The sequence below is a fragment of the Modestobacter sp. KNN46-3 genome, from assembly GCF_011039295.1.
The window spans coordinates 111,340-129,804 of record NZ_JAAKGN010000001.1; the positions used below are offsets into that span (position 1 = coordinate 111,340).

General features: G+C 72.8%; 14 protein-coding genes, 1 pseudogene and 1 riboswitch. Of the genes and pseudogenes, 5 read left to right on the top strand and 10 right to left on the bottom strand.

What is annotated here, in order from left to right:
- Positions 1-58 precede the first annotated feature (58 nt).
- Complete coding sequence (locus G5C62_RS00570) at positions 59-1,312, top strand: serine hydrolase (protein WP_164699703.1); 1,254 nt, start codon at positions 59-61, stop codon at positions 1,310-1,312.
- Between the two features lie 72 nt (positions 1,313-1,384).
- Here the strand turns inward: G5C62_RS00570 and G5C62_RS00575 are convergent, their stop codons facing one another.
- The 3 genes from G5C62_RS00575 to G5C62_RS00585 form a co-directional block, all read right to left on the bottom strand.
- Complete coding sequence (locus tag G5C62_RS00575; protein WP_164699702.1) at positions 1,385-2,809, bottom strand: FAD-binding oxidoreductase; 1,425 nt, start codon at positions 2,807-2,809, stop codon at positions 1,385-1,387.
- A gap of 16 nt (positions 2,810-2,825) precedes the next feature.
- Positions 2,826-3,542 (bottom strand): Crp/Fnr family transcriptional regulator, encoded by a 717-nt coding sequence (locus G5C62_RS00580; RefSeq protein ID WP_164699701.1) that lies wholly within the window; start codon positions 3,540-3,542, stop codon positions 2,826-2,828.
- Between the two features lie 131 nt (positions 3,543-3,673).
- Positions 3,674-3,832, bottom strand: coding sequence for a hypothetical protein (locus G5C62_RS00585; RefSeq protein WP_164699700.1), 159 nt, complete (start codon positions 3,830-3,832; stop codon positions 3,674-3,676).
- Between the two features lie 172 nt (positions 3,833-4,004).
- Between G5C62_RS00585 and G5C62_RS00590 the strand changes: the two genes are divergently transcribed.
- Positions 4,005-4,973 (top strand): asparaginase, encoded by a 969-nt coding sequence (locus tag G5C62_RS00590; protein ID WP_164699699.1) that lies wholly within the window; start codon positions 4,005-4,007, stop codon positions 4,971-4,973.
- 49 nt (positions 4,974-5,022) lie between these two features.
- Entirely contained in the window at positions 5,023-5,913 is an 891-nt protein-coding gene (locus tag G5C62_RS00595) for a polysaccharide deacetylase (RefSeq protein WP_164699698.1), read from the top strand.
- Between the two features lie 107 nt (positions 5,914-6,020).
- Here G5C62_RS00595 and G5C62_RS00600 read toward each other — a convergent pair.
- The 3 genes and pseudogenes from G5C62_RS00600 to G5C62_RS00610 all read right to left on the bottom strand — a co-directional run.
- Positions 6,021-6,410 (bottom strand): annotated as a pseudogene (locus tag G5C62_RS00600) (serine hydrolase domain-containing protein); the annotation flags it as partial.
- Between the two features lie 111 nt (positions 6,411-6,521).
- Entirely contained in the window at positions 6,522-7,874 is a 1,353-nt protein-coding gene (locus G5C62_RS00605) for a PP2C family protein-serine/threonine phosphatase (protein ID WP_241175641.1), read from the bottom strand.
- Positions 7,875-8,123: 249 nt separating this feature from the next.
- A complete protein-coding gene (locus tag G5C62_RS00610; protein ID WP_164699697.1) occupies positions 8,124-8,717 on the bottom strand; it encodes a universal stress protein in 594 nt (197 codons plus the stop codon).
- A 1,171-nt stretch (positions 8,718-9,888) separates the two neighbouring features.
- Between G5C62_RS00610 and G5C62_RS00620 the strand changes: the two genes are divergently transcribed.
- Positions 9,889-11,970 carry an MMPL family transporter gene (locus G5C62_RS00620; protein ID WP_241175640.1) on the top strand — a complete coding sequence of 694 codons (2,082 nt, stop codon included), beginning with the start codon at positions 9,889-9,891 and terminating at the stop codon, positions 11,968-11,970.
- A 74-nt stretch (positions 11,971-12,044) separates the two neighbouring features.
- On the opposite strand, the gene G5C62_RS00625 is transcribed toward G5C62_RS00620, so the two are convergent.
- The 3 genes from G5C62_RS00625 to G5C62_RS00635 form a co-directional block, all read right to left on the bottom strand.
- Positions 12,045-12,200 carry a hypothetical protein gene (locus G5C62_RS00625; protein WP_164699695.1) on the bottom strand — a complete coding sequence of 52 codons (156 nt, stop codon included), beginning with the start codon at positions 12,198-12,200 and terminating at the stop codon, positions 12,045-12,047.
- Between the two features lie 37 nt (positions 12,201-12,237).
- Positions 12,238-14,097 carry a gamma-glutamyltransferase gene (ggt, locus tag G5C62_RS00630; RefSeq protein ID WP_206330413.1) on the bottom strand — a complete coding sequence of 620 codons (1,860 nt, stop codon included), beginning with the start codon at positions 14,095-14,097 and terminating at the stop codon, positions 12,238-12,240.
- Positions 14,098-14,203: 106 nt separating this feature from the next.
- Positions 14,204-15,424 (bottom strand): epoxide hydrolase family protein, encoded by a 1,221-nt coding sequence (locus G5C62_RS00635; protein ID WP_206330412.1) that lies wholly within the window; start codon positions 15,422-15,424, stop codon positions 14,204-14,206.
- 63 nt (positions 15,425-15,487) lie between these two features.
- On the opposite strand from G5C62_RS00635, the gene G5C62_RS00640 reads away from it, so the two are divergent.
- On the top strand, positions 15,488-16,480 hold the full coding sequence (locus G5C62_RS00640) for a YafY family protein (protein WP_164699693.1): 993 nt from the start codon (positions 15,488-15,490) through the stop codon (positions 16,478-16,480).
- A gap of 38 nt (positions 16,481-16,518) precedes the next feature.
- Here G5C62_RS00640 and thiC read toward each other — a convergent pair whose 3' ends face one another.
- Positions 16,519-18,315, bottom strand: coding sequence for a phosphomethylpyrimidine synthase ThiC (gene thiC, locus G5C62_RS00645; RefSeq protein ID WP_164699692.1), 1,797 nt, complete (start codon positions 18,313-18,315; stop codon positions 16,519-16,521).
- Positions 18,309-18,422, bottom strand: a riboswitch (TPP riboswitch). It overlaps the preceding gene by 7 nt.
- Positions 18,423-18,465: the final 43 nt, after the last annotated feature.

Here is an 18,465-nt window from a genome sequence, read left to right on the forward strand (position 1 = left end):
CGACACACGCCACAGCCACCCGTCCACCCCGGACCGGACACCCACCGGAAGGTCGACCATGACAGCTCCAGAGCGCTCGTGCGGGTCGCGTCGCCACCGGTCACCCGGTGCACTGGCCACCTCGATCGCGACGACGACGGCGGTGGCGTTGCTGGTCGTGACCCCCACCCAGGCGCACGCGTCACCGCGCTGGGCGTGGTGGCAGGCGGAGGACCCGGCGTACGCCGCGGCGGTCCAGCCCGAGCTCGACCGGCTCATGCGGGACCTGGCGGTCACCGGCGCCGCCGTCCTCGTGCGGTCCCCCGAGCTCGGCGACTGGACCACCACGATGGGCACCCGGACCTGGCACGGCACCGAGCCGGTCACGCTCGCCGACCACGTCCGGATCGGCAGCAACACCAAGACCTGGACCGGGACGGTGGTCCTGCAGCTGGTCGACGAGGGGCGGCTCAGCCTGGACGACCCCGTCTCGGAGTACCGGCCGGACGTGCCCAACGGGGACCACATCACCATCGCCCAGCTGCTGGACATGAGCAGCGGGCTGGCCAACTACACCACCGACCTGGCACTGAACGAGCAGCTGGACAGCAACCCCGGCCGGGTGTGGGACCCGGAGGAGCTGCTCGCCATCGGCCTGGCCATGCCGCCCGTCTTCCCCCCGGGCGAGGGGTTCCTCTACTCCAACACCAACTACGTGCTGCTGGGACTGATCATCGAACAGCTCACCGGGCTACCGGTGGAGCAGGCCTTCCAGGACCGGATCTTCGACCCGCTGCGGCTGGACGAGACCTCCTTCCCGGCCCTGACCGACGCCTCGATCCCCGAACCCCACCCGCAGATGTACACGTTCGGCACGAACGTGGAGACCATCGACAGCCCCGTGCTCCCACCGGAGGTCCAGGCAGCAGCCCGCGCCGGCACCCTCGAGCCGATGGACGTCACCGCCGCCAACCCCTCCTGGGGGTGGACAGCGGGCGCCGGGATCTCCACCGCGCGCGACCTCGCCGACTACGTCGAGGAACTGGTCGACGGGTGCCTGCTCAGCCCGCAGCTGCAGCAGCAGCGGATCGACAGCGTGCAACCGGTCGACCCGGACGACCCGGACAGCGCCGGCTACGGACTCGCCCTCGCCCGCTTCGGGCCCCTGTACGGGCACACCGGCGAGCTGCCCGGGACCAACTCCTTCATGGGCCACGACCCGGTCCGGGACATCACCGTGGTCACCTGGACCTCCACCGCGCCCGCGCCCAACGGCGACGACCCCGCCGTCGAACTCGCCAGGGCGGTGATCGACGAGCTCTACGCCGACTGATCGGCACCCGGGTCCGGCTGAGGGGAGGTGCACCGGGTCGCGGCCCGTCGGCCAGGACCGGCCGGCCTCCGCTCAGTCCGGGGGGATGTTCTGGTTGAGCCGGAACACGTTGGACGGGTCGTACGCCTGCTTGAGGGCACGGAGCCGCTGGTACGTGGCGTCGCCGTAGGACTGCCGGACGCGTGAGCTCCCCTCCTCCATCAGGAAGTTGACGTAGACGCCCGTGTGGAACGGGGCCAGGGCCGTCCAGTAGTCGCGGGCCCACTGCCGCTGGTCCTCGAAGCCGTCCGCGGTGGGGGTGTTGCCGTTGATGTTGAAGGTGAACCCGGAGGAGCGTCCGGTGAACGCGGTCGCGTCGTCGGCGACCCGGGCGACCGCGCCGCCCATCTGCCACAACGCGATGCTGCTCATCGGCGAGGTGATCATCCGGCCGTGCTCCGCCACGACGTCGATCACCTCGTCGGTCAGGACGTCGACATCGCAGGAACGGACGTAGTACGAGCACCCGTGGCGGAACGACGGGTCGAACATCTGCTGGTGGGCCAGGAACGGCTTCGGCGCGAACAGGTCGAGGACCGGTGACCCGACGTCGCGCATCGGCTGCAGCACCTCGCGTCCTTCGTCGACGTCACCGGCCCAGCACGCCGCCACCGCGATCACCGGCCGGCCGACCAGCTCCGCCGGGACGACGGGGAGGGCGGGCGCGAGCCGCTGCACCACGATCGTCATCAGCTCGTCCGCGCAGTCGGTGATCCAGTCCCGGTGTGCGCGGAGCACCTCCTCGGCGTCGTCCATCGACCAGAAGGTCGCGCCGGCCATCACCTGCGGTCCGACCGGGTGGAGCCGGAACCGGAAGTCGGTGACCACACCGAAGTTGCCGCCTCCCCCGCGCAGCCCCCAGAACAGCTCGGCGTTCTCGTCCTCGCTGGCGCGGACGACGTCGCCGTCGGCGGTCACCAGGTCCGCCGAGAGGAGTGAGTCGATGGTCAGTCCGTACTTGCGCATGATCCAGCCGATCCCGCCGCCCAGGGTCAGCCCGGCCAGCCCGGTGTGCGACACGATCCCGGCCGGCACGGCCAGGCCGTGCTCCTGGGTCCGCTCGTCGACCTCGCGCAGCAGGACCCCGGCCTGGGCGTCGAGGACCCGCGCGGCCGGGTCGACCCGGACCTCGTTCATCGGCCGGAGGTCGATCAGCAGGCCTCCGTCGCACGTGGACAGGCCGGGGAAGCTGTGGCCACCGGCCCGGACGGCGATGGTGAGCCGGTGGTCCCGTCCGAAGCGCACCGCGGCACGGACGTCGGCCACGCTGGCACAGCGGGCGATGACCGCTGGGTGCCGGTCGATCGACCCGTTCCACACGCGGCGGTGTTCCTCGTAGCCGCCGTCGGCCGGGACGAGCACCTCGCCCTCGAAGGTGGCGCGCAGTGCGGCGGCGGCCGGGTCACCCACCGCGGCCACCCGGTCCTGGACGTGCCCTGCCCCCACCGCGCTGGTCATGCGGGCAGTGTCGGGGTCAGCGGTGCGGCCCGTCAGGGACCCAGGTCCCACCCTGCTCGTGGCTGAGCCGCACCGGGTCCAGGATCTCGATGTGGTCCCGGTGGGTGCTGATCGCCCCCGACTCCCGCAGCTCGCGCAACGCGCGCCCGACCACCTCACGCACGCTGCCCACGGCGTCGGCGAGCTGGCGCTGGCTGACCTCGACGGTGAGCGTCGGGCGCCCTCCGGCACCGGCCCAGGACTCCTGCGACGCCAGGTCCAGCAGGTGCCGGGCCACCCGGTGCCGCACGCTGGTGAAGGCGGTGTCGGTGATCTCGTGGACGAAGCTCAGCACCCGGTCGGCCAGTTCGTGCAGCAACGCCTCGGCCACGTGGGCGTCCCCGGACGCCGCCCGGCGCACGACGTCCGGGGAGAAGCGGAGGACGGTCGTGTCGACGACGGCCTGCGTGCTCGCCGGCATCCGGAACCCCTCGGCGTAGAGGGAGACGGCACCGATCAGCGCGCCGCGCCGGGCGTAGCGCACGGTCATGCTGCGCCCGTCCGGCGCGGTGACGAAGACCCGGAGGAGGCCGTCGACGACCAGCTCCAGGTGCTGCACCGCCTCGCCCTCCCGGTGGGTCACCGAGCCCGCCGGCACCCGGGTGCGGCGCGCCCCCGCCAGCAGCCGCTGGAGGGCGGGCGGGTGCAGCCGGGAGAAGTTCGAGGCAGCGAGGGCAGCCGCCACGTCGTCCACGCCGAGACGGTAGGCCCGGCGCGGGCCCCTCGGCAGGTCCCGCGCCACCCGGCCCCGCGACCGACCAGGCCATCGCGATGACCGGGGGGTCCGTGCCCCACAGGTACCGGCATCCTGGCGCCCCGCGGCGCTCAGGAGCGACCGACGCTGAGCACGGCCAGGTGGGCGGCCAGCCCGAGGGCCAGGCACCCGGCGATCGCCGGGGTGTAGGAACCGGAGGCATCGACGGCCGCACCGGCGAGCGGAGCGCCCACCGCCGACCCGATCCCGGCGCTGGTGTCAGAAGGCACCCCCACCCCAGGAACGGCCCGAGTCGACCGCTCCACGGGGCTGCATGCCGGAGGAGGGTACGAGGTCCCTGCACGACCGCCGAGGCACCTCCGGTCGCCGACGCTCGGTGAACGGAGGACCGTGGGGCACGTCGTCGCCCCAGTGCCGGCGCTAGACCGGAACGGAGGTCGCATGGGACGGGTGCACCTGCTCGCCACCGGCGGCACCATCGCCAGCCGGCAGGGGCCGGACGGGCTCGCGGCGGTCACCCCCGCCGCAGAGCTGCTCGCGACGACGGGCTCCCCCGCCGGGGTCACCGTGACGACCAGCGACCTCGGCACCGTTGCGAGCTTCGCCCTCACGACCGCCGACCTGCGGGAGCTGGTGGCCGCGGCCCGGCGCTGCCTGGAGGACGGCGTGGACGGCGTCGTCGTCACCCACGGCACCGACACCATGGAGGAGTCCGCGTACCTCGCCGATCTCGTGCACGACGACCCGCGCCCGATCGTCTTCACCGGTGCGCAGCGCCCGTTCGACAGCCCGGCTCCCGACGGCCCGGCCAACCTCGCCGATGCGCTGCGGGTCGCCTCCGCACCCGCCGCCCGCGACCTCGGTGTGCTGCTCTGTTTCGACGGCCTCGCCTTCGCCGCCCGCGGGGTGCGCAAGGTCGACACCCTGCGCAGCGGTGCCTTCGGTGCTCCCGGGCGGGGGCCGGTGATCCGGCTGGCCGGGGAGGCGATCCGGCCCCTGGCCCGGCCCGCACGGCCCGCGCCGCTCCCGCTGGACCTGCGGGCGGAACTGCCCCGGGTCGACGTCGTGGCCTGCCACCTCGGCGCGGACGCGGCGCTGCTGCACGCCGCGGTCGCCGCCGGCGCCGCCGGGCTCGTCCTGCAGGCCCTCGGCGCCGGGAACGTCCCCCCGGCGATCGCCGAGGCGACCGAGGAGCTGGTCGCCGGCGGGATCCCCGTCCTCGTCTGCTCCCGGGTGCCGTCCGGTCCCGTCGCACCGCTCTATGCCGCCGGAGGTGCCCGGCTGGCCCGGGGCGGGGCCGTGTTCGCCGGTGACCTGAGCCCCTGGCAGGGACGGCTGTTGCTGGCCGCAGCGCTCGCCCTCGCCCCCGACGACCCGCAGCGGGTGCTGGCCCAGCACCTCGCCGTCTGACCCCACCGCCCCGGCTCGGGGCCGAGCTGTGTGAAGGAGCGCGACGACGATGAGCAAGGAGATCTTCGTGGCCTTCGGCGTCGACATCGACGCCGTGGGCGGCTGGCTCGGGTCCTACGGCGGGGAGGACTCCCCGGACGACATCTCCCGCGGCGTGTTCGCCGGCGAGGTCGGTGTCCCGCGCATCCTCGAGCTGTTCCGGCGGTACGGCCTGACGCAGACGTTCTTCTGGCCGGGGCACTCGATCGAGACATTCCCGGAGCAGTTCGACGCCTGCGTCGCAGCCGGGCACGAGATCGGCGTGCACGGCTACAGCCACGAGAACCCGATCGCGATGAGCCGGGAGCAGGAGCAGGCGGTGCTCGACCGCTGCATCGCGCTGATCGAGGAGCGGACCGGGCGCCGTCCCACCGGGTACGTGGCCCCCTGGTGGGAGTTCAGCGGCGTCACCAACGAGCTGCTGCTCGAGCGCGGCATCAAGTACGACCACTCGCTGATGCACCGGGACTTCGAGCCCTACCACGTCCGGGTCGGCGATTCCTGGACGAAGATCGACTACTCGGCGTCGGCGGAGAGCTGGATGGAGCCGCTGGTCCGCGGGGAGGAGACCGACCTGGTCGAGATCCCGGCCAACTGGTACCTCGACGACCTGCCGCCGATGATGTTCGTCAAGTCCAGCCCCAACAGCCACGGCTTCGTGAACCCGCGGGACATCGAGCAGATGTGGCGCGACCAGTTCGACTGGGTGCACCGCGAGATGGACCAGGCGGCCTTCACCATGACCATCCACCCGGACGTCTCCGGACGCCCGCAGGTGCTGCTCATGCTGGAACGGCTCATCGAGCACATCAACGGCCACGACGGCGTCCGCTGGGCGACCTTCGACCAGATCGCCGACGACTTCCTCAGCCGCTCCCCGCGGACCGGTGGCCGGTCGTAGACCTCGCCGCAGCGTCCCTCCTGACGGCGGGGCGGACCCACCCCCGACGAGTCAGAGGACGTCGTACAGAGCCGTCTCCACGTCCAGCGCAGCAGCTCGGCGTTGAAGAACCAGTAGCCCAGCCCGGCCGTGTGGGTGAGCAGCTGACCCACCGTGGCCTTCGTCGCCGGCGGCCGCAGGCGGGGCACGTCACCGTCGAAGCCGTCGAGGACCTGCAACGCGGCGAACTCCGGGCAGTACTCCTCCACCGGGGCGTCCAGGCGGAGGGTGCCCCGCTCGACCTGCTGCAGCGCGGCCACCGTCGCGACCATCTTGGTCATCGACATGATGCGGAAGTGGGTGTCGGCACCGACCGGCTCGTCCCCACCGGCCACCCGGGACCCGGCCGCGCTCTCCAGGACCAGGCCGTCGCGGTCGGCGACGACCACCACCGCGTTGGGCACGGCGCCGCGCGCCACGGCTGCCTGCAGGACGACGTCGACGGCGTTCGAGTCCATGGGTGCTCCCGGATCGGAGGACGACCGGGACTGCCCCGATCGGCGCGGTGACCTGGGTCACGGCGGTGCCCGGCACCCTGCCGGTCCGGGTCGGCCAGGGCAAGGCCTTCGTCAGCTGTCGATGTCGCCGGCGGGCAGCCCGCCGATGATGCCGCGGGCCAGCTCGTCGTCCCGCGGCGGACCACGCCACTCCACGAGCAGCAACGAGGCGTCGTCGCTGGTCCGGCCGCCCCGGGCCGCCATGAGGGTGTGCGACAGCAGCCGGACCGTCTCGGCCACGCTCATCCCGGCGGCGCTGGTCTGCTCGACCAGTTCCCGCAGCCGGTCCTCGCCGAACTGCAGCCCGTCCGCCAGCCGTTCCTCGACGACGCCGTCGGTGAAGAACAGCACCCGGTCCCCCGGCGCGAGCTGGGTCGTCTGCACCGACGGCGCGGCGCCCCCGAACCCCACGGGGCGGGTGATCGGACCGGTCAGCTCGTCGACGGCGCCGCTCGAGCGGATCCGCAGGGCTGCCGGGTGGCCCGCGTTCACCCAGCTGAGCGTCCCGGTCTCGGTGTCCAGCTGACCCACCTGGGCCGTCGCGAAGCGCCCCGGGTGGGTCGAGCCCAGGACGTCGTCCATGTGCACGTAGAGGTCCGGCAGCGACGCAGCGGACCGTCGGCCGTGCCGGTAGGCGGCGACCACGACGGTGGCCATGATGGCCGCCTCCAGCCCGTGGCCCATGGCGTCGAACACGGCCAGGTGCAGGACGTGATCGTCCAGGGCGTAGTCGAAGCTGTCCCCACCGACGTCGTAGGCCGGTTCCAGGATGCCGGCGAGGGCCACGTCCGGAGTGGTCATGATCAGCGGCGGCAGTGCCTGCCACTGCAGATGGGCCGACAGGCTCAACGGTGCAGCGGCGCGCACCCGGGCGAACGTGCCGGTGTAGAGCGACTTGGTCACGATGAGGTCGGCCGTCAGGCCGGCCAGCCGCTGGGCGAGCCGACGGTCGTCGTCGTCCACCCCGGTCAGGGTGAACGCCAGGACGCCGACCCGGTCCGAGCCGTCGAGCATCGGCAGGTACAGCCGCACCGACCCGTCGGGCAGCTCCTGCTCGATGCGGGCGTCCTGGGTGAAGGCGCGGCCCGGCCAGCTCCCGTCGATCGCCGTCGTCACGCCGACGAGACCTGCGCCGACCAGGGGCTGCAGGGTCCGCTGGTCGTAGTCCCGGAGCCAGATGCTGACGTCGGTACCTCCGACGGCGGCGATCTCCTGCGCCACCAACGGCCCCACCAGCCGGGCAGGCATGAGGTGGGCCCGGTCGAGCAGGGACCCCAGGACCCGCTCGCCGAGGCTCTCGGTGCGGGACCGGCCCGCTGCGTCCACGAAGCCCGAGACGGAAGCGGCTCCAGGCTCCTGTACGACGATGCCGAGGTGGTCGTGCCCGTCGTCCAGCATCTGCTCTCCAACCAGGTCCCGCCCCATGCGAGCGACCCGTCGGCGACCCAGGCGCACCGGCTGTGCGCCGGGTGGAACAGCATGGCCCCGACAGTCGGCACCACGTCAGGGCGACCCTAGCTGCCGTGGTCAAGGACGCTCGCGCGTCGAGTCAGCACCCGGCCCACCTACCGCCGTTTCCCGCCCGGCCGGCGCAACCACTGGGACGCGCTGGTCGACCTGTTCGACCGCCACGGTGGCCCTGCAGCTGGTCGGCCGGGCCCGGCCAACCTCCACTCAGTCGGGCGCGTCGACCCGGCCCCGTCGCTCACTGGACCGCTGGTCCTGCCGCTCGCGATGCAGACGCAACCGGTGGCTGTGGGCCTCGGGGGAATGGACCACGGTGACCGGGCAGGGGGCGTGCATCGCACACTGCATGCTCGTCGAGCCGAGCAGCATGGTGTGGAAGCCGCCGTGCCCGCGACTGCCCACGACGAGCAGGTCTGCGCCGTCCGACTCACGGATGAGCGCGTCTGCTGGCGGGCCCAGCGCGGCGCGGACCTCCACATCGGGCAGTGGGCCGTCGAAGTCACGTGCGGCCTCGTCGATCGCGGTGCGGACCTTGTCCTCGCTCTGGCTGCGCAGCGTGTCGTGCAGTCGTCGTTCCTCGGGCGAGCCGATCCCGTCGTAGTCCACCCACAACTCCGGCACCCGGTAGGCGATCACCGCCTCGACCGGCACGCCACGCCGTGCTGCGTCCTCGAGTGCGAATCTCAGTGCCGCCTTCGAGCCCCCCGAGCCGTCGACGGCTGCCACCACCCGGCGACCATGCATGACCTCGGGTTCGGCCAGAGCCACGTCGACGTAGAGGTCGGCCTCCTCGTCGTACATCACGCCACCTCCTCGATCCAGCAACACCGTTCGGCACCTGGCCCGGCGGCGTCCTGCTCGGGGTTCCGGGCCGGTCAGTCCCGCGGCGGGAACGCGACCGGGACGCCGGTCCTCTCGACCGTCCGGGGCACCGTCATGAACTCATGGTCCTCCGCCGAGACCCACCTCACCAGGGCCGGCCGCTCGTCGATGACCCGGTCGTGACGAGTTCCAGGTCGATCGCTGTCGTCGGGGGCGGGTGCCCGTGACCGGCCGCCCGGCGAGGGCGGTGACCACCTCGACCGCGGCGGGCCAGTACCGCTCGTCGTGGTGTGGATCGGCGTTGCGCTGGGTGCGGTGCGGTGCGGTGCGATCGTCGGCGGGAGCGCGTGCCGGTCCGGCACCTCCTCCTTCGCCTGCTCCGCTCTGACAGCTGGCCAGCGAGCGGATCGTCGACGAGGTCCCCACCGGCTGGCGCAGCCGGGCTCCGGCCCTCCCTGCTCCGCTGGCGCGCTGGCGTCGAGCATCAGGAGACTGATGGTCAGGTGCCGGAAGGGCAGCGGCCCGATCCTCCCCCGACCAGGAGGTCGTCGTGAGCGAGCTCGACAGCCCGGGACCCGCACCGGTCGCGACCGGGGTGGACGACGTGCGCCTGGCCGGCCTCCGGCGCTGGAACCTGGCACTGACGGTGCTGCACGCAGCGCAGGCCATCGCCGTCCTGCTGCTGGCGAGCAGCGATCGGCCCGTGGCGCAGCTACGCCTACGGCGAGCGGGGGTACCTGGTGCTGAGCCTGGTCGCCAAGAGCCTGCTCGCGTGGCAGGTCTTCGCCGGCTCGCTGGCCCCCTGACCCCAGCGGCCCGGGGCCGACCCGTCGGTCGTCGATCGACGACCGATGAGTCCGGCACCGCACGCCGGTCTCCTCCTCCGTGAGCAAGAGTCTTCGGCCCCGCTGCCCGGGCACGTCGGACCCTTCACGCCCGGCGAGCGGCCGGTCACATGGGGAGGGCCCGCGCGGCCGTGCACGGGAGTGCTCGGTCATCCGGAGGAAAAGGCGATGACGGGCTCGACAGCCCTCGCTAGCGTCGCCGCCGCACCCGCCACCCGTCCGGGTCCGCTGACCCGGCGCTCCCTGAGAGGCCCGTCATGGGCAGGTCGTTCGCGTCCCGTGTCAGCCATCCACGTCTGAAGTGGGTGGTCCTCGTCTTCTGGGTGGTGCTGGCCGCCGCCGCGGCGCCGCTGGCCGGTGCCCTCACCGACGAGCAGGAGAATGACGTCGCGGCGTGGCTGCCGTCGGACGCTGAGTCGACCCGCGCCCTGCAGCTGCAGACGGAGCTGGGCTCCGACCCCGACCTTCTCCCCGCCGTCATCGTCTACGAACGCACCGCGGGGCTCACCGCTGCCGACACCGCGGCGGTCCAGGAGGACGTCAGCGCCCTCGGGCAGCTCGACGCCCTCGACGGGACGATCGTGGGACCGGTCCCCGCCGAGGACGGGCAGTCGGTCCAGCTGATCGTCCCGCTCAACGTGGGGTCGGACGGCTGGGAGGCGATCGCCCCGCTGGTCGACGGCATCCGCGCCGAGGTCTCCGACGGGCCCACGGGTCTGGGCACCTGGGTGACCGGCCCGGCCGGCAGCGCCGCGGACTCGGCCGAGGCGTTCGAGGGGATCGACGGGACCCTGCTCTTCGCCGCCCTGGGCGTCGTCGTCCTGATCCTGCTGGTCACCTACCGCAGCCCGGTGCTCTGGGTCCTGCCGATCTTCTCGGCCGTCATCGCGCTGTCCTGCTCGCAGGCCCTCATCTACCTGCTGGCCCGCTACGCCGACCTCACCGTCAACGCCCAGAGCGCGAGCATCCTCACCGTCCTGGTCGTGGGCGCGGGCACCGACTACGCCCTGCTGCTGATCGCGCGCTACCGCGAGGAGCTGCGCCTGCACACCGACCGGCACGAGGCCATGACCGAGGCCGTGCACCGGGCCGGCCCGGCGGTGCTGGCCAGCGGCGGCACGGTCGTGCTGGGGATGCTGTGCCTGGTCGTGGCGGAGATGAACTCCACCGCAGGGCTGGGCCCGGTCGCCGCGATCGGCGTTGCCGTGACGCTGGCCGTGCTGATGACGCTGCTGCCCGCGCTGCTGGTCATCTGCGGCCGCTGGGTGTTCTGGCCGGTGCGCCCCACCTTCGGCAGCGCCGAACCGACCGCGACCGGCCTGTGGGCGCACGTGGGGGCCACGATCCGACCGCGGCCGCGCGCCACCTGGCTCGTGACGAGCGCGTTGCTCCTGGTGGCCTCCCTCGGCGTCCTGCTGCTCTCCCCCAACGGGCTGACCCAGGCGGAGAGCTTCCGGGGCACCCCCGAGTCGATCGAGGGCGACGCGGTCGCGTCCCGGCACTTCCCGGCGGTCGCGGGCAACTCGGTCTACGTGATCACCACGGCCGACTCCGCCACCGAGGTCGCCGAGGCGACGGCCACCACCGAGGGCATCGCCCAGGTCGGCGAACCCCAGGTGGTGGGTGACCGGGCCCTCGTCGAGGCCGCGCTGACCGACCGGTTCGACAGCGAGCCCGCCTCCGACACCATCGAACGACTGCGGACGACGCTCGACGACGCGGGCGACGGCGAGGCACTGGTCGGCGGGAACACCGCACTGAACCTGGACGTCCAGGACGCCGCCCAGCGGGACAACCTGGTGGTCATCCCGCTGATCATGTTCGTCGTCCTGCTGGTGCTGGCCGTGCTGCTGCGGGCGCTGGTCGCGCCGGTGCTGCTGATCGCCACCGTGGTGCTCTCCTACGGGGCCGCGCTCGGGCTGAGCGCCCTGATCTTCGACTGGACGATCGGGGTGACCGCGACCGACAGCTCGTTCCCGCTGTTCGTGTTCGTCTTCCTCGTCGCCCTGGGGATCGACTACAACATCTTCCTGATGACCCGGGTGCGGGAGGAGGCAGCCGACCACGGCACGAGGCGGGCCGCGCTGATCGGGCTCGCCGCCACCGGTGGCGTCATCACCTCGGCGGGGCTGGTGCTCGCGGCGACGTTCTCGGTGCTCGGCACGCTGCCGCTGACGTTCCTGACGCAGCTGGGGATCGCCGTGGCGCTCGGCGTCCTGCTCGACACGATCGTCGTGCGCTCTGTCCTGGTCACCGCGCTCACCCTGGACATCGGCCGGCACATGTGGTGGCATGGTGCGCTCGCACGGCGTCCCGATGGACCCGGCGTGCCGGTCGGTGGCACCATCCCCGTCCCGACCGGGTCGGGGGCGCCGAGCCAGACCTGAGGTCGTGGGGCGCCCGGCTCACTCCGGGCCAGCCCCGGACGGTCGATCACCCCGCCGCGCCCACGGCCCCGGGATCAGGTGGACGGCCCGTCGTCGTCCGGGTCCTCCTCGGGTTCGAACGTGCCGCCGGCGTCGTCGGACAGGCCGATCTCCGCGCCGCGGCCGTCCTGCTGTGGCGGATCGGCGTCCGGCCGGCGGGCGTCGGGGTCCGGTGCATCTGGTGTGGTCACGGCGACTCTCTCCTGTCGTGGGCTGGCCGGCGGATCGTCAGTCGTCGCCGAGTCCGGGGGCGAGGCCGGGCACGTCCGGTGCGGCTGCCAGTGGGTTGTCGAGGAGGTCGCGCACGACACCCGCGCTGCCACCGCCGCGTCGGTCGGGCTCCGCGGCGGCCAGCAGCAGGCCGCCCGGCAGGTACTCGATGCCGGTGGCCGCACCGATCTCCTCCACGACGCTGAACTCGTGCCCGAGCGCCTCGAGGGGCGGCCCGTACGCGGCGACGAACGCCGGTTCCGCGGACACCGCGGGGGTGTTCCGCTGGCTGGCCCGGGGCGCGGCGATCGCCAGGGCGAGGTTCATGTCGCGGTCGATGCGGTTGACCAGGGTCTGCAGCACCGTCGTGATGATCGTGCTGCCGCCCGGGGAGCCGAGGGCGAGCACCGGCTCACCGTCGTGCAGCACGATCGTCGGCGCCATGCTGCTGCGCGGCCGCTTGCCCGGGGCGGGCAGGTTCGGCTCGGGCGTCATGGGGTCGGCGGCGGCGAAGGTGAAGTCGGTCAGCTCGTTGTTGAGCAGGAACCCGCGGCCGGGCACCGTGATCCCGCTGCCACCGGTCTGCTCGATCGTCAGCGTGTAGCTGGCGATGTTGCCCTCGGCATCGCCGACCGTGAGGTGCGTGGTGGAGGGGCCTTCCGTGCCCTCCCCCACCGTGAGCTCGCCCGCTGCCGGGCACGGGCCGTACTCGCCGTCCGGGTCGCCCGCCGTCGTCGGCTTCTCCAGCGCCGTGGCCGGGTCGATGGCGCAGACCCGCTCCGCGGCGAAGTCGTCGGAGAGCAGCTCGGCCAGGGGCACCTGGGTGTACGCCGGGTCGCCGACGTAGGCGTTGCGGTCCGCGAAGGCCAGCGCACTGGCCTCCAGGTAGTGGTGCAGCACCGGCACGGCGGGCAGCTGACCGAGGTCGAACGGCTCCAGGATGTTCAACGCCTCGCCGACGGTCGACCCACCGCTGGACGGCGGGGCCATCCCGTAGACCTCGAGCCCCCGGTACCCGACCATGGTCGGCTCCCGCAGCGGGGCGTCGTACAGCGCCAGGTCGACGTCCTCGAGCAGCCCCGCGCGGACGTCCTCGACGCCCTCCGCCTCGGGCGGGTCCTGGGCCGTCCGCACGATCTCGCCGGCCAGCTCCCCGGAGTAGAACGGCTCCACGCCCTCGTCCGCCAGCAGCCGGTAGGTCTCCGCTAGGTCGGGGTTGGCGAACACCGACCCCACCTCGGGCAGGGCCCCGCCCGGCAGGAACAGCTCGGCACTGGGCTCGAACGTGCGGAACTTCTCCTCGTTCTCCGCGGTCTGCTGCCGGAACGTCTCGTCGACGACGAAGCCCTCGTCGGCCAACTGGATCCCGCCCTGCAGCGCGTCCGCGAGCGACCAGGTGCCGAACTCCGCCAGGGCCGTCGCCCAGGTCTGCGGCGTGCCGGGCGTGCCCACCGAGAGCCCGCTCGCCACCGCCTCGGCGAACGGCAGGGGCTCCCCTGCCTCGTCGAGGAAGGCGCCCGCGCCCATCGCCAGCGGCGCGGTCTCCCGGCCGTCGATCGAGGTGACCGCTCCGGTGTCGGCGTCGTAGTAGAGGAAGAAGCCCCCACCGCCGACCCCGGCCGAGTAGGGCTCCGTCACACCCAGCGCCGCGGCCGCGGCGACGGCTGCGTCCGCCGCGTTCCCGCCGGCGGCCAGGACCTCCAGCCCGACCCGGGTGGCGTCGGCGTCGACCGTGGCCACCGCTCCCCCGGTGCCGACTGCCCACGGGCGCTTCTCCGGCAACGGGTCGACCGGCGCGGCGCTCGCGGGCCCGCCGGCCGCGAGGGCGCCGGCAGTCAGCGCGGTGAGGGCGACCAGGGTGGTACGCGGACGCAGCATGGAGACTCCTCGGGCGTCATCGATGCGCAGGCCCACATCGGACACCCTCCGAGCTCATCGCGCCACCCCTCCGGCGGCACCGGACGTGTTCCGGGAACTGCGCTCCTCACCGCACGCCGGTGCTCGAGCTGCGATCCCGCGGCAGGTCCCGGAAGAACGCGCGGACGTCGTCGACGAACAGTGCGGGTTGCTCCATCGCGAGGAAGTGGCCGCCCCGCCCGGCCTCGGTCCATCGAGCGACAGCGTGGTCCCGCTCGGCGAAGGTGCGGACGGTGACGTCGTGCGCGGACAGGAGGAAGCCCGTCGGGACGGTCCCTCGCTCCGGCGCCCAGTCGCTGGCGTCCTCGCCGTCGGCCTCCCAGTCGCCCGCCCCCCACGCCACCGGGTTCATCGCCTCGAAGTAGACCTGCGCCGACGACCCGGCAGTGGCGGTGTACCAGTAGATGGAGACCCCGGTCAGGAGGCGATCGCGGTCGACCGTGTCCTCGAGGAGGCCGGAGTCGGGCAGATCGGACAACCGCTGGAACACCTCGACCACCCAGGCCAGCTGGCCGGCCGGGGAGTCGGTGAGGGCGTAGGCCAGCGTCTGCGGCGACTTCGACTGGATCTGCAGGTAGCCGTCGTTGTAGGACTGCATGCGCTTCCAACGCTCCCGATCATCCCCGGAGAGGGTGTCCACCTCGCCGTCGTCGGCGGGGAAGGTGATCGCGGCGTTGAGGTGGACACCGATCACCCGGTCGGATGCCACCTGCCCGAGCTCCGCTGCGACGAACGACCCCGTGTCCCCGCCCTGCACGCCGTAGCGGTCGTGGCCGAGGTCGGCCATGAGCGTCGCCAGGACCCGTGCGGTCCGCTCGGCGTTCATCCCCGGGCCGGCCAGCGGCGTCGAGAACCCGAAACCGGGCAGCGACGGGATCACCAGGGTGAAGGCGTCGGCCGGGTCCATGCCATGCGACCGGGGGTCCGACAGGGGACCGACGACGTCGAGGAAGTCAGCCACCGTGCTCGGCCAGCCGTGCAGCAGGAGCAGCGGGGTCGCGTCCGGTTCTGGAGAGCGGACGTGGATGAAGTGCAGCCGCTGCCCGTCGACCTCGGTGACGAACTGCGGCAGTACGTTGAGCCGCGCTTCGGCGGCCCGCCAGTCGAAGTGGTCACGCCAGTAGGCGGTGAGCTCCTGCAGGTAGGCCTGGGGGACGCCGCGGCTCCAGCCCACACCGGGGAGGTCGCCGGGCCAGCGAGTGGCCGCCAGCCGCGCGGAGAGGTCGTCGACCTGCTCCTGTGGGATGGCGATGCCGAAGGGGCGGATGTCCAGCCGGGGGGTCGTCACGCCGGGGACGTTAGGGGCCACCTAGGACAGGACGGTTCCTAAGGAACTGGCATCCTCGAGGGCGTGCTCGAGACATCCGCTCGGCTGCTCCGGCTGCTGGCGCTCCTGCAGGCCCACTCCGAGTGGTCCGGCGCCGATCTCGCCCAGCGGCTGGAGGTCAGCACGCGCACCGTCCGGAGGGACGTTGAGCGGCTGCGTGAGCTCGGCTACCCGGTGCACGCGATCCAGGGCACGGCCGGGTACCGGCTCGGTGCGGGGGCGGCTCTCCCGCCGTTGCTCCTCGACGACGACGAGGCGGTCGCCGTCGTCGTCGGGCTGCGGACGGCCGCCGCGAGCTCGGTCGCCGGGGTGGAGGAAGCGGCGCTGCGGGCTCTGCAGAAGCTCGAGCAGGTGCTGCCCGCCCGGCTGCGCCACCGGGTGCGGTCGCTCCAGGAAGCCACCGTCCGGGCCGGCACCGCCCCCGGCCCGCAGGTGACCGCCGAGACGCTCGTGGCGATCGCGGACGCCATCCGCCGCCACGAGTGCCTGCGGTTCGACTACAGCAGTCCGCGAACCGGGCAGACGACCCGGACCGTCGAGCCGCACCGCCTCGTCAGCTTCGGCCGGAGCTGGTACCTGGTCGCCTGGGACCCCGACCGCCGCGACTGGCGCAGCTTCCGTGCCGACCGGATGTCCCCGCGGTCGCCCAACGGCTCGCGGTTCACCCCGCGGGAGCCGCCGGACGGTGACGTCGTCGCCTGGCTGTCCCGTCAGCTGTCGGCCCGGACCTGGCCGTACCGGGCGACGGTGCGGCTGCACGAGCCGGCGGCGGCGGTCGCCGACAAGGTCTGGCCGGGCATGGGGGTGGTGACGGCCGTCGATGCTGCCAGCTGCCTGTTCACCGTCGGCGCCGACGACCCCACCACCCTGGTGTGGATGCTCACCTCGGTCGACGCCGACTTCACAGTGCTCGACGGGCCTCCGGAGCTCACCGCGGCCCTGCACCGGCAGTCGCAGCGCTGTGCGGCTGCGATCGCCGAGCTCCCGGCTGACGCACGCACGGGCGAGATCGACTGACGGCCGCCCGCGGACGCAGTGGTCCGCGGGCGGCCGCGTCAGTCGTCCGTGGGTGTGGTCGAGGTGACGGCCTCCGACAGGTCGACGACGGGGAGGTAGACCCGGGCGCCTTCGTCCATAAACTCGGCGGACTTCTCCGCCATCCCCAGCTGGAGCGCCTCGTCCGCGGCGACGCCCTTGGCCGCGGCGTAGGCCCGCACGTCCTGGCTGATCCGCATGGAGCAGAAGTGCGGGCCGCACATCGAGCAGAAGTGCGCGGTCTTGGCCGCACCGGCCGGCAGCGTCTCGTCGTGGAAGTCGCGGGCCGTCGTCGGGTCAAGGGAGAGGTTGAACTGGTCGGTCCAGCGGAACTCGAACCGCGCGTCGGACAGTGCGTCGTCCCAGGCCTGCGCCCCGGGGTGCCCCTTGGCCAGGTCCGCGGCGTGGGCGGCAATCTTGTAGGTGATGACGCCGTCCTTGACGTCGTCCCGGTCCGGCAGCCCCAGGTGCTCCTTGGGGGTGACGTAGCAGAGCATCGCGGTGCCGTACCAGCCGATCATCGCCGCGCCGATGGCGCTGGTGATGTGGTCGTAGCCCGGCGCGATGTCGGTGGTCAGCGGGCCCAGGGTGTAGAACGGCGCCTCGTCGCAGACCTCCAACTGGAGGTCCATGTTCTCCTTGATCTTGTTCATCGGCACGTGCCCCGGACCCTCGACCATCACCTGGACATCGTGTTCCCAGGCGATCCGGGTCAGCTCACCCAACGTGCGCAGCTCGCTGAACTGGGCCTCGTCGTTGGCGTCGGCGATGCACCCGGGGCGGAGGCCGTCGCCGAGGGAGAAGGTGACGTCGTAGGCGGCCATCAGTTCGCACATCTCGCGGAAGTGCGTGTAGAGGAAGTTCTCCTGGTGGTGGGCCAGGCACCAGGCCGCCATGATCGAGCCGCCGCGGGACACGATGCCGGTCTTCCGGTTCGCCGCCAGCGGGACGTAGCGCAGCAGCACCCCGGCGTGCACGGTGACGTAGTCGACGCCCTGTTCGAACTGCTCCACGAGCGTGTCCCGGTAGGCCTCCCAGGACAGGTCCTCGGCCTTGCCGTTCACCTTCTCCAGCGCCTGGTAGATGGGCACGGTGCCGATCGGGACGGCGCTGTTGCGGATGATCCACTCCCGGGTGGTGTGGATGTTGCGGCCGGTCGAGAGGTCCATGACGGTGTCGGCGCCCCAGCGGGTGGCCCAGGTCATCTTGTCCACCTCCTCCTCGATGGAGGAGGCGACCGCACTGTTGCCGATGTTGGCGTTGATCTTGACGAGCAGGTTGCGGCCGATCGCCATCGGCTCGGACTCCGGGTGGTTCACGTTGGCCGGCAGCACCGCGCGGCCGCGGGCGATCTCGCTGCGGACGTGCTCGACGGAGACCCCCTCCCGCAGCGCCACGAACTCCATCTCGGGGGTGACCTGGCCGCGGCGGGCGTAGGCGAGCTGGGTGACCGTCGTCCCCGGCAGGCCGCGGCGGGGACGGTGGGCGGCAGCGAAGACGCTGTCCAGGTCCCGGGTGTCACCCGGGCGGCGCCCGTTGTCCACCGGCTGCACCGCGCGGCCCTCGTAGCTCTCCGTGTCGGCGCGCTCGGTGATCCAGTCCTCCCGGTGCCGGGGCAGCCCGGCCCGGATGTCGGTGTGCACCGCCGGGTCGGTGTACGGGCCCGAGGTGTCGTAGAGCACCACGCTGTCGCCGGTGGACAGCTGCACCTCGCGCATCGGGACCCGCAGGTCCGGGCGGCTGCCCTGCAGGTGGGTCTTGCGGGAGCCGGGGAACTCGGTGCCCTCGGTCTGTGGCCGGTGCTGGACGTCCGTCATCAGGGGTTCCTCCCTACGCCGGTGTTAACCGGATCAGGTGCGAACGGTCAGCGGCCGGTCCTGCCGCCCTCTCAGCCTCGGTACGCGAGGCTCCCGCGGGTCGACACGGACCCTAGGCCCAAGCGGGTGCTCCTGCCCAGCCCTGACCCG

Coding starts and splice junctions, on each gene's coding strand:
- thiC (WP_164699692.1), bottom strand. CDS start 18,315: ATGACGGACGTCCAGCACCGGCCACAGACCGAGGGCACCGAGTTCCCC.
- G5C62_RS00575 (WP_164699702.1), bottom strand. CDS start 2,809: ATGACCAGCGCGGTGGGGGCAGGGCACGTCCAGGACCGGGTGGCCGCG.
- G5C62_RS00590 (WP_164699699.1), top strand. CDS start 4,005: ATGGGACGGGTGCACCTGCTCGCCACCGGCGGCACCATCGCCAGCCGG.
- ggt (WP_206330413.1), bottom strand. CDS start 14,097: ATGCTGCGTCCGCGTACCACCCTGGTCGCCCTCACCGCGCTGACTGCC.
- G5C62_RS00570 (WP_164699703.1), top strand. CDS start 59: ATGACAGCTCCAGAGCGCTCGTGCGGGTCGCGTCGCCACCGGTCACCC.
- G5C62_RS00610 (WP_164699697.1), bottom strand. CDS start 8,717: ATGTACGACGAGGAGGCCGACCTCTACGTCGACGTGGCTCTGGCCGAA.
- G5C62_RS00595 (WP_164699698.1), top strand. CDS start 5,023: ATGAGCAAGGAGATCTTCGTGGCCTTCGGCGTCGACATCGACGCCGTG.
- G5C62_RS00605 (WP_241175641.1), bottom strand. CDS start 7,874: ATGGGGCGGGACCTGGTTGGAGAGCAGATGCTGGACGACGGGCACGAC.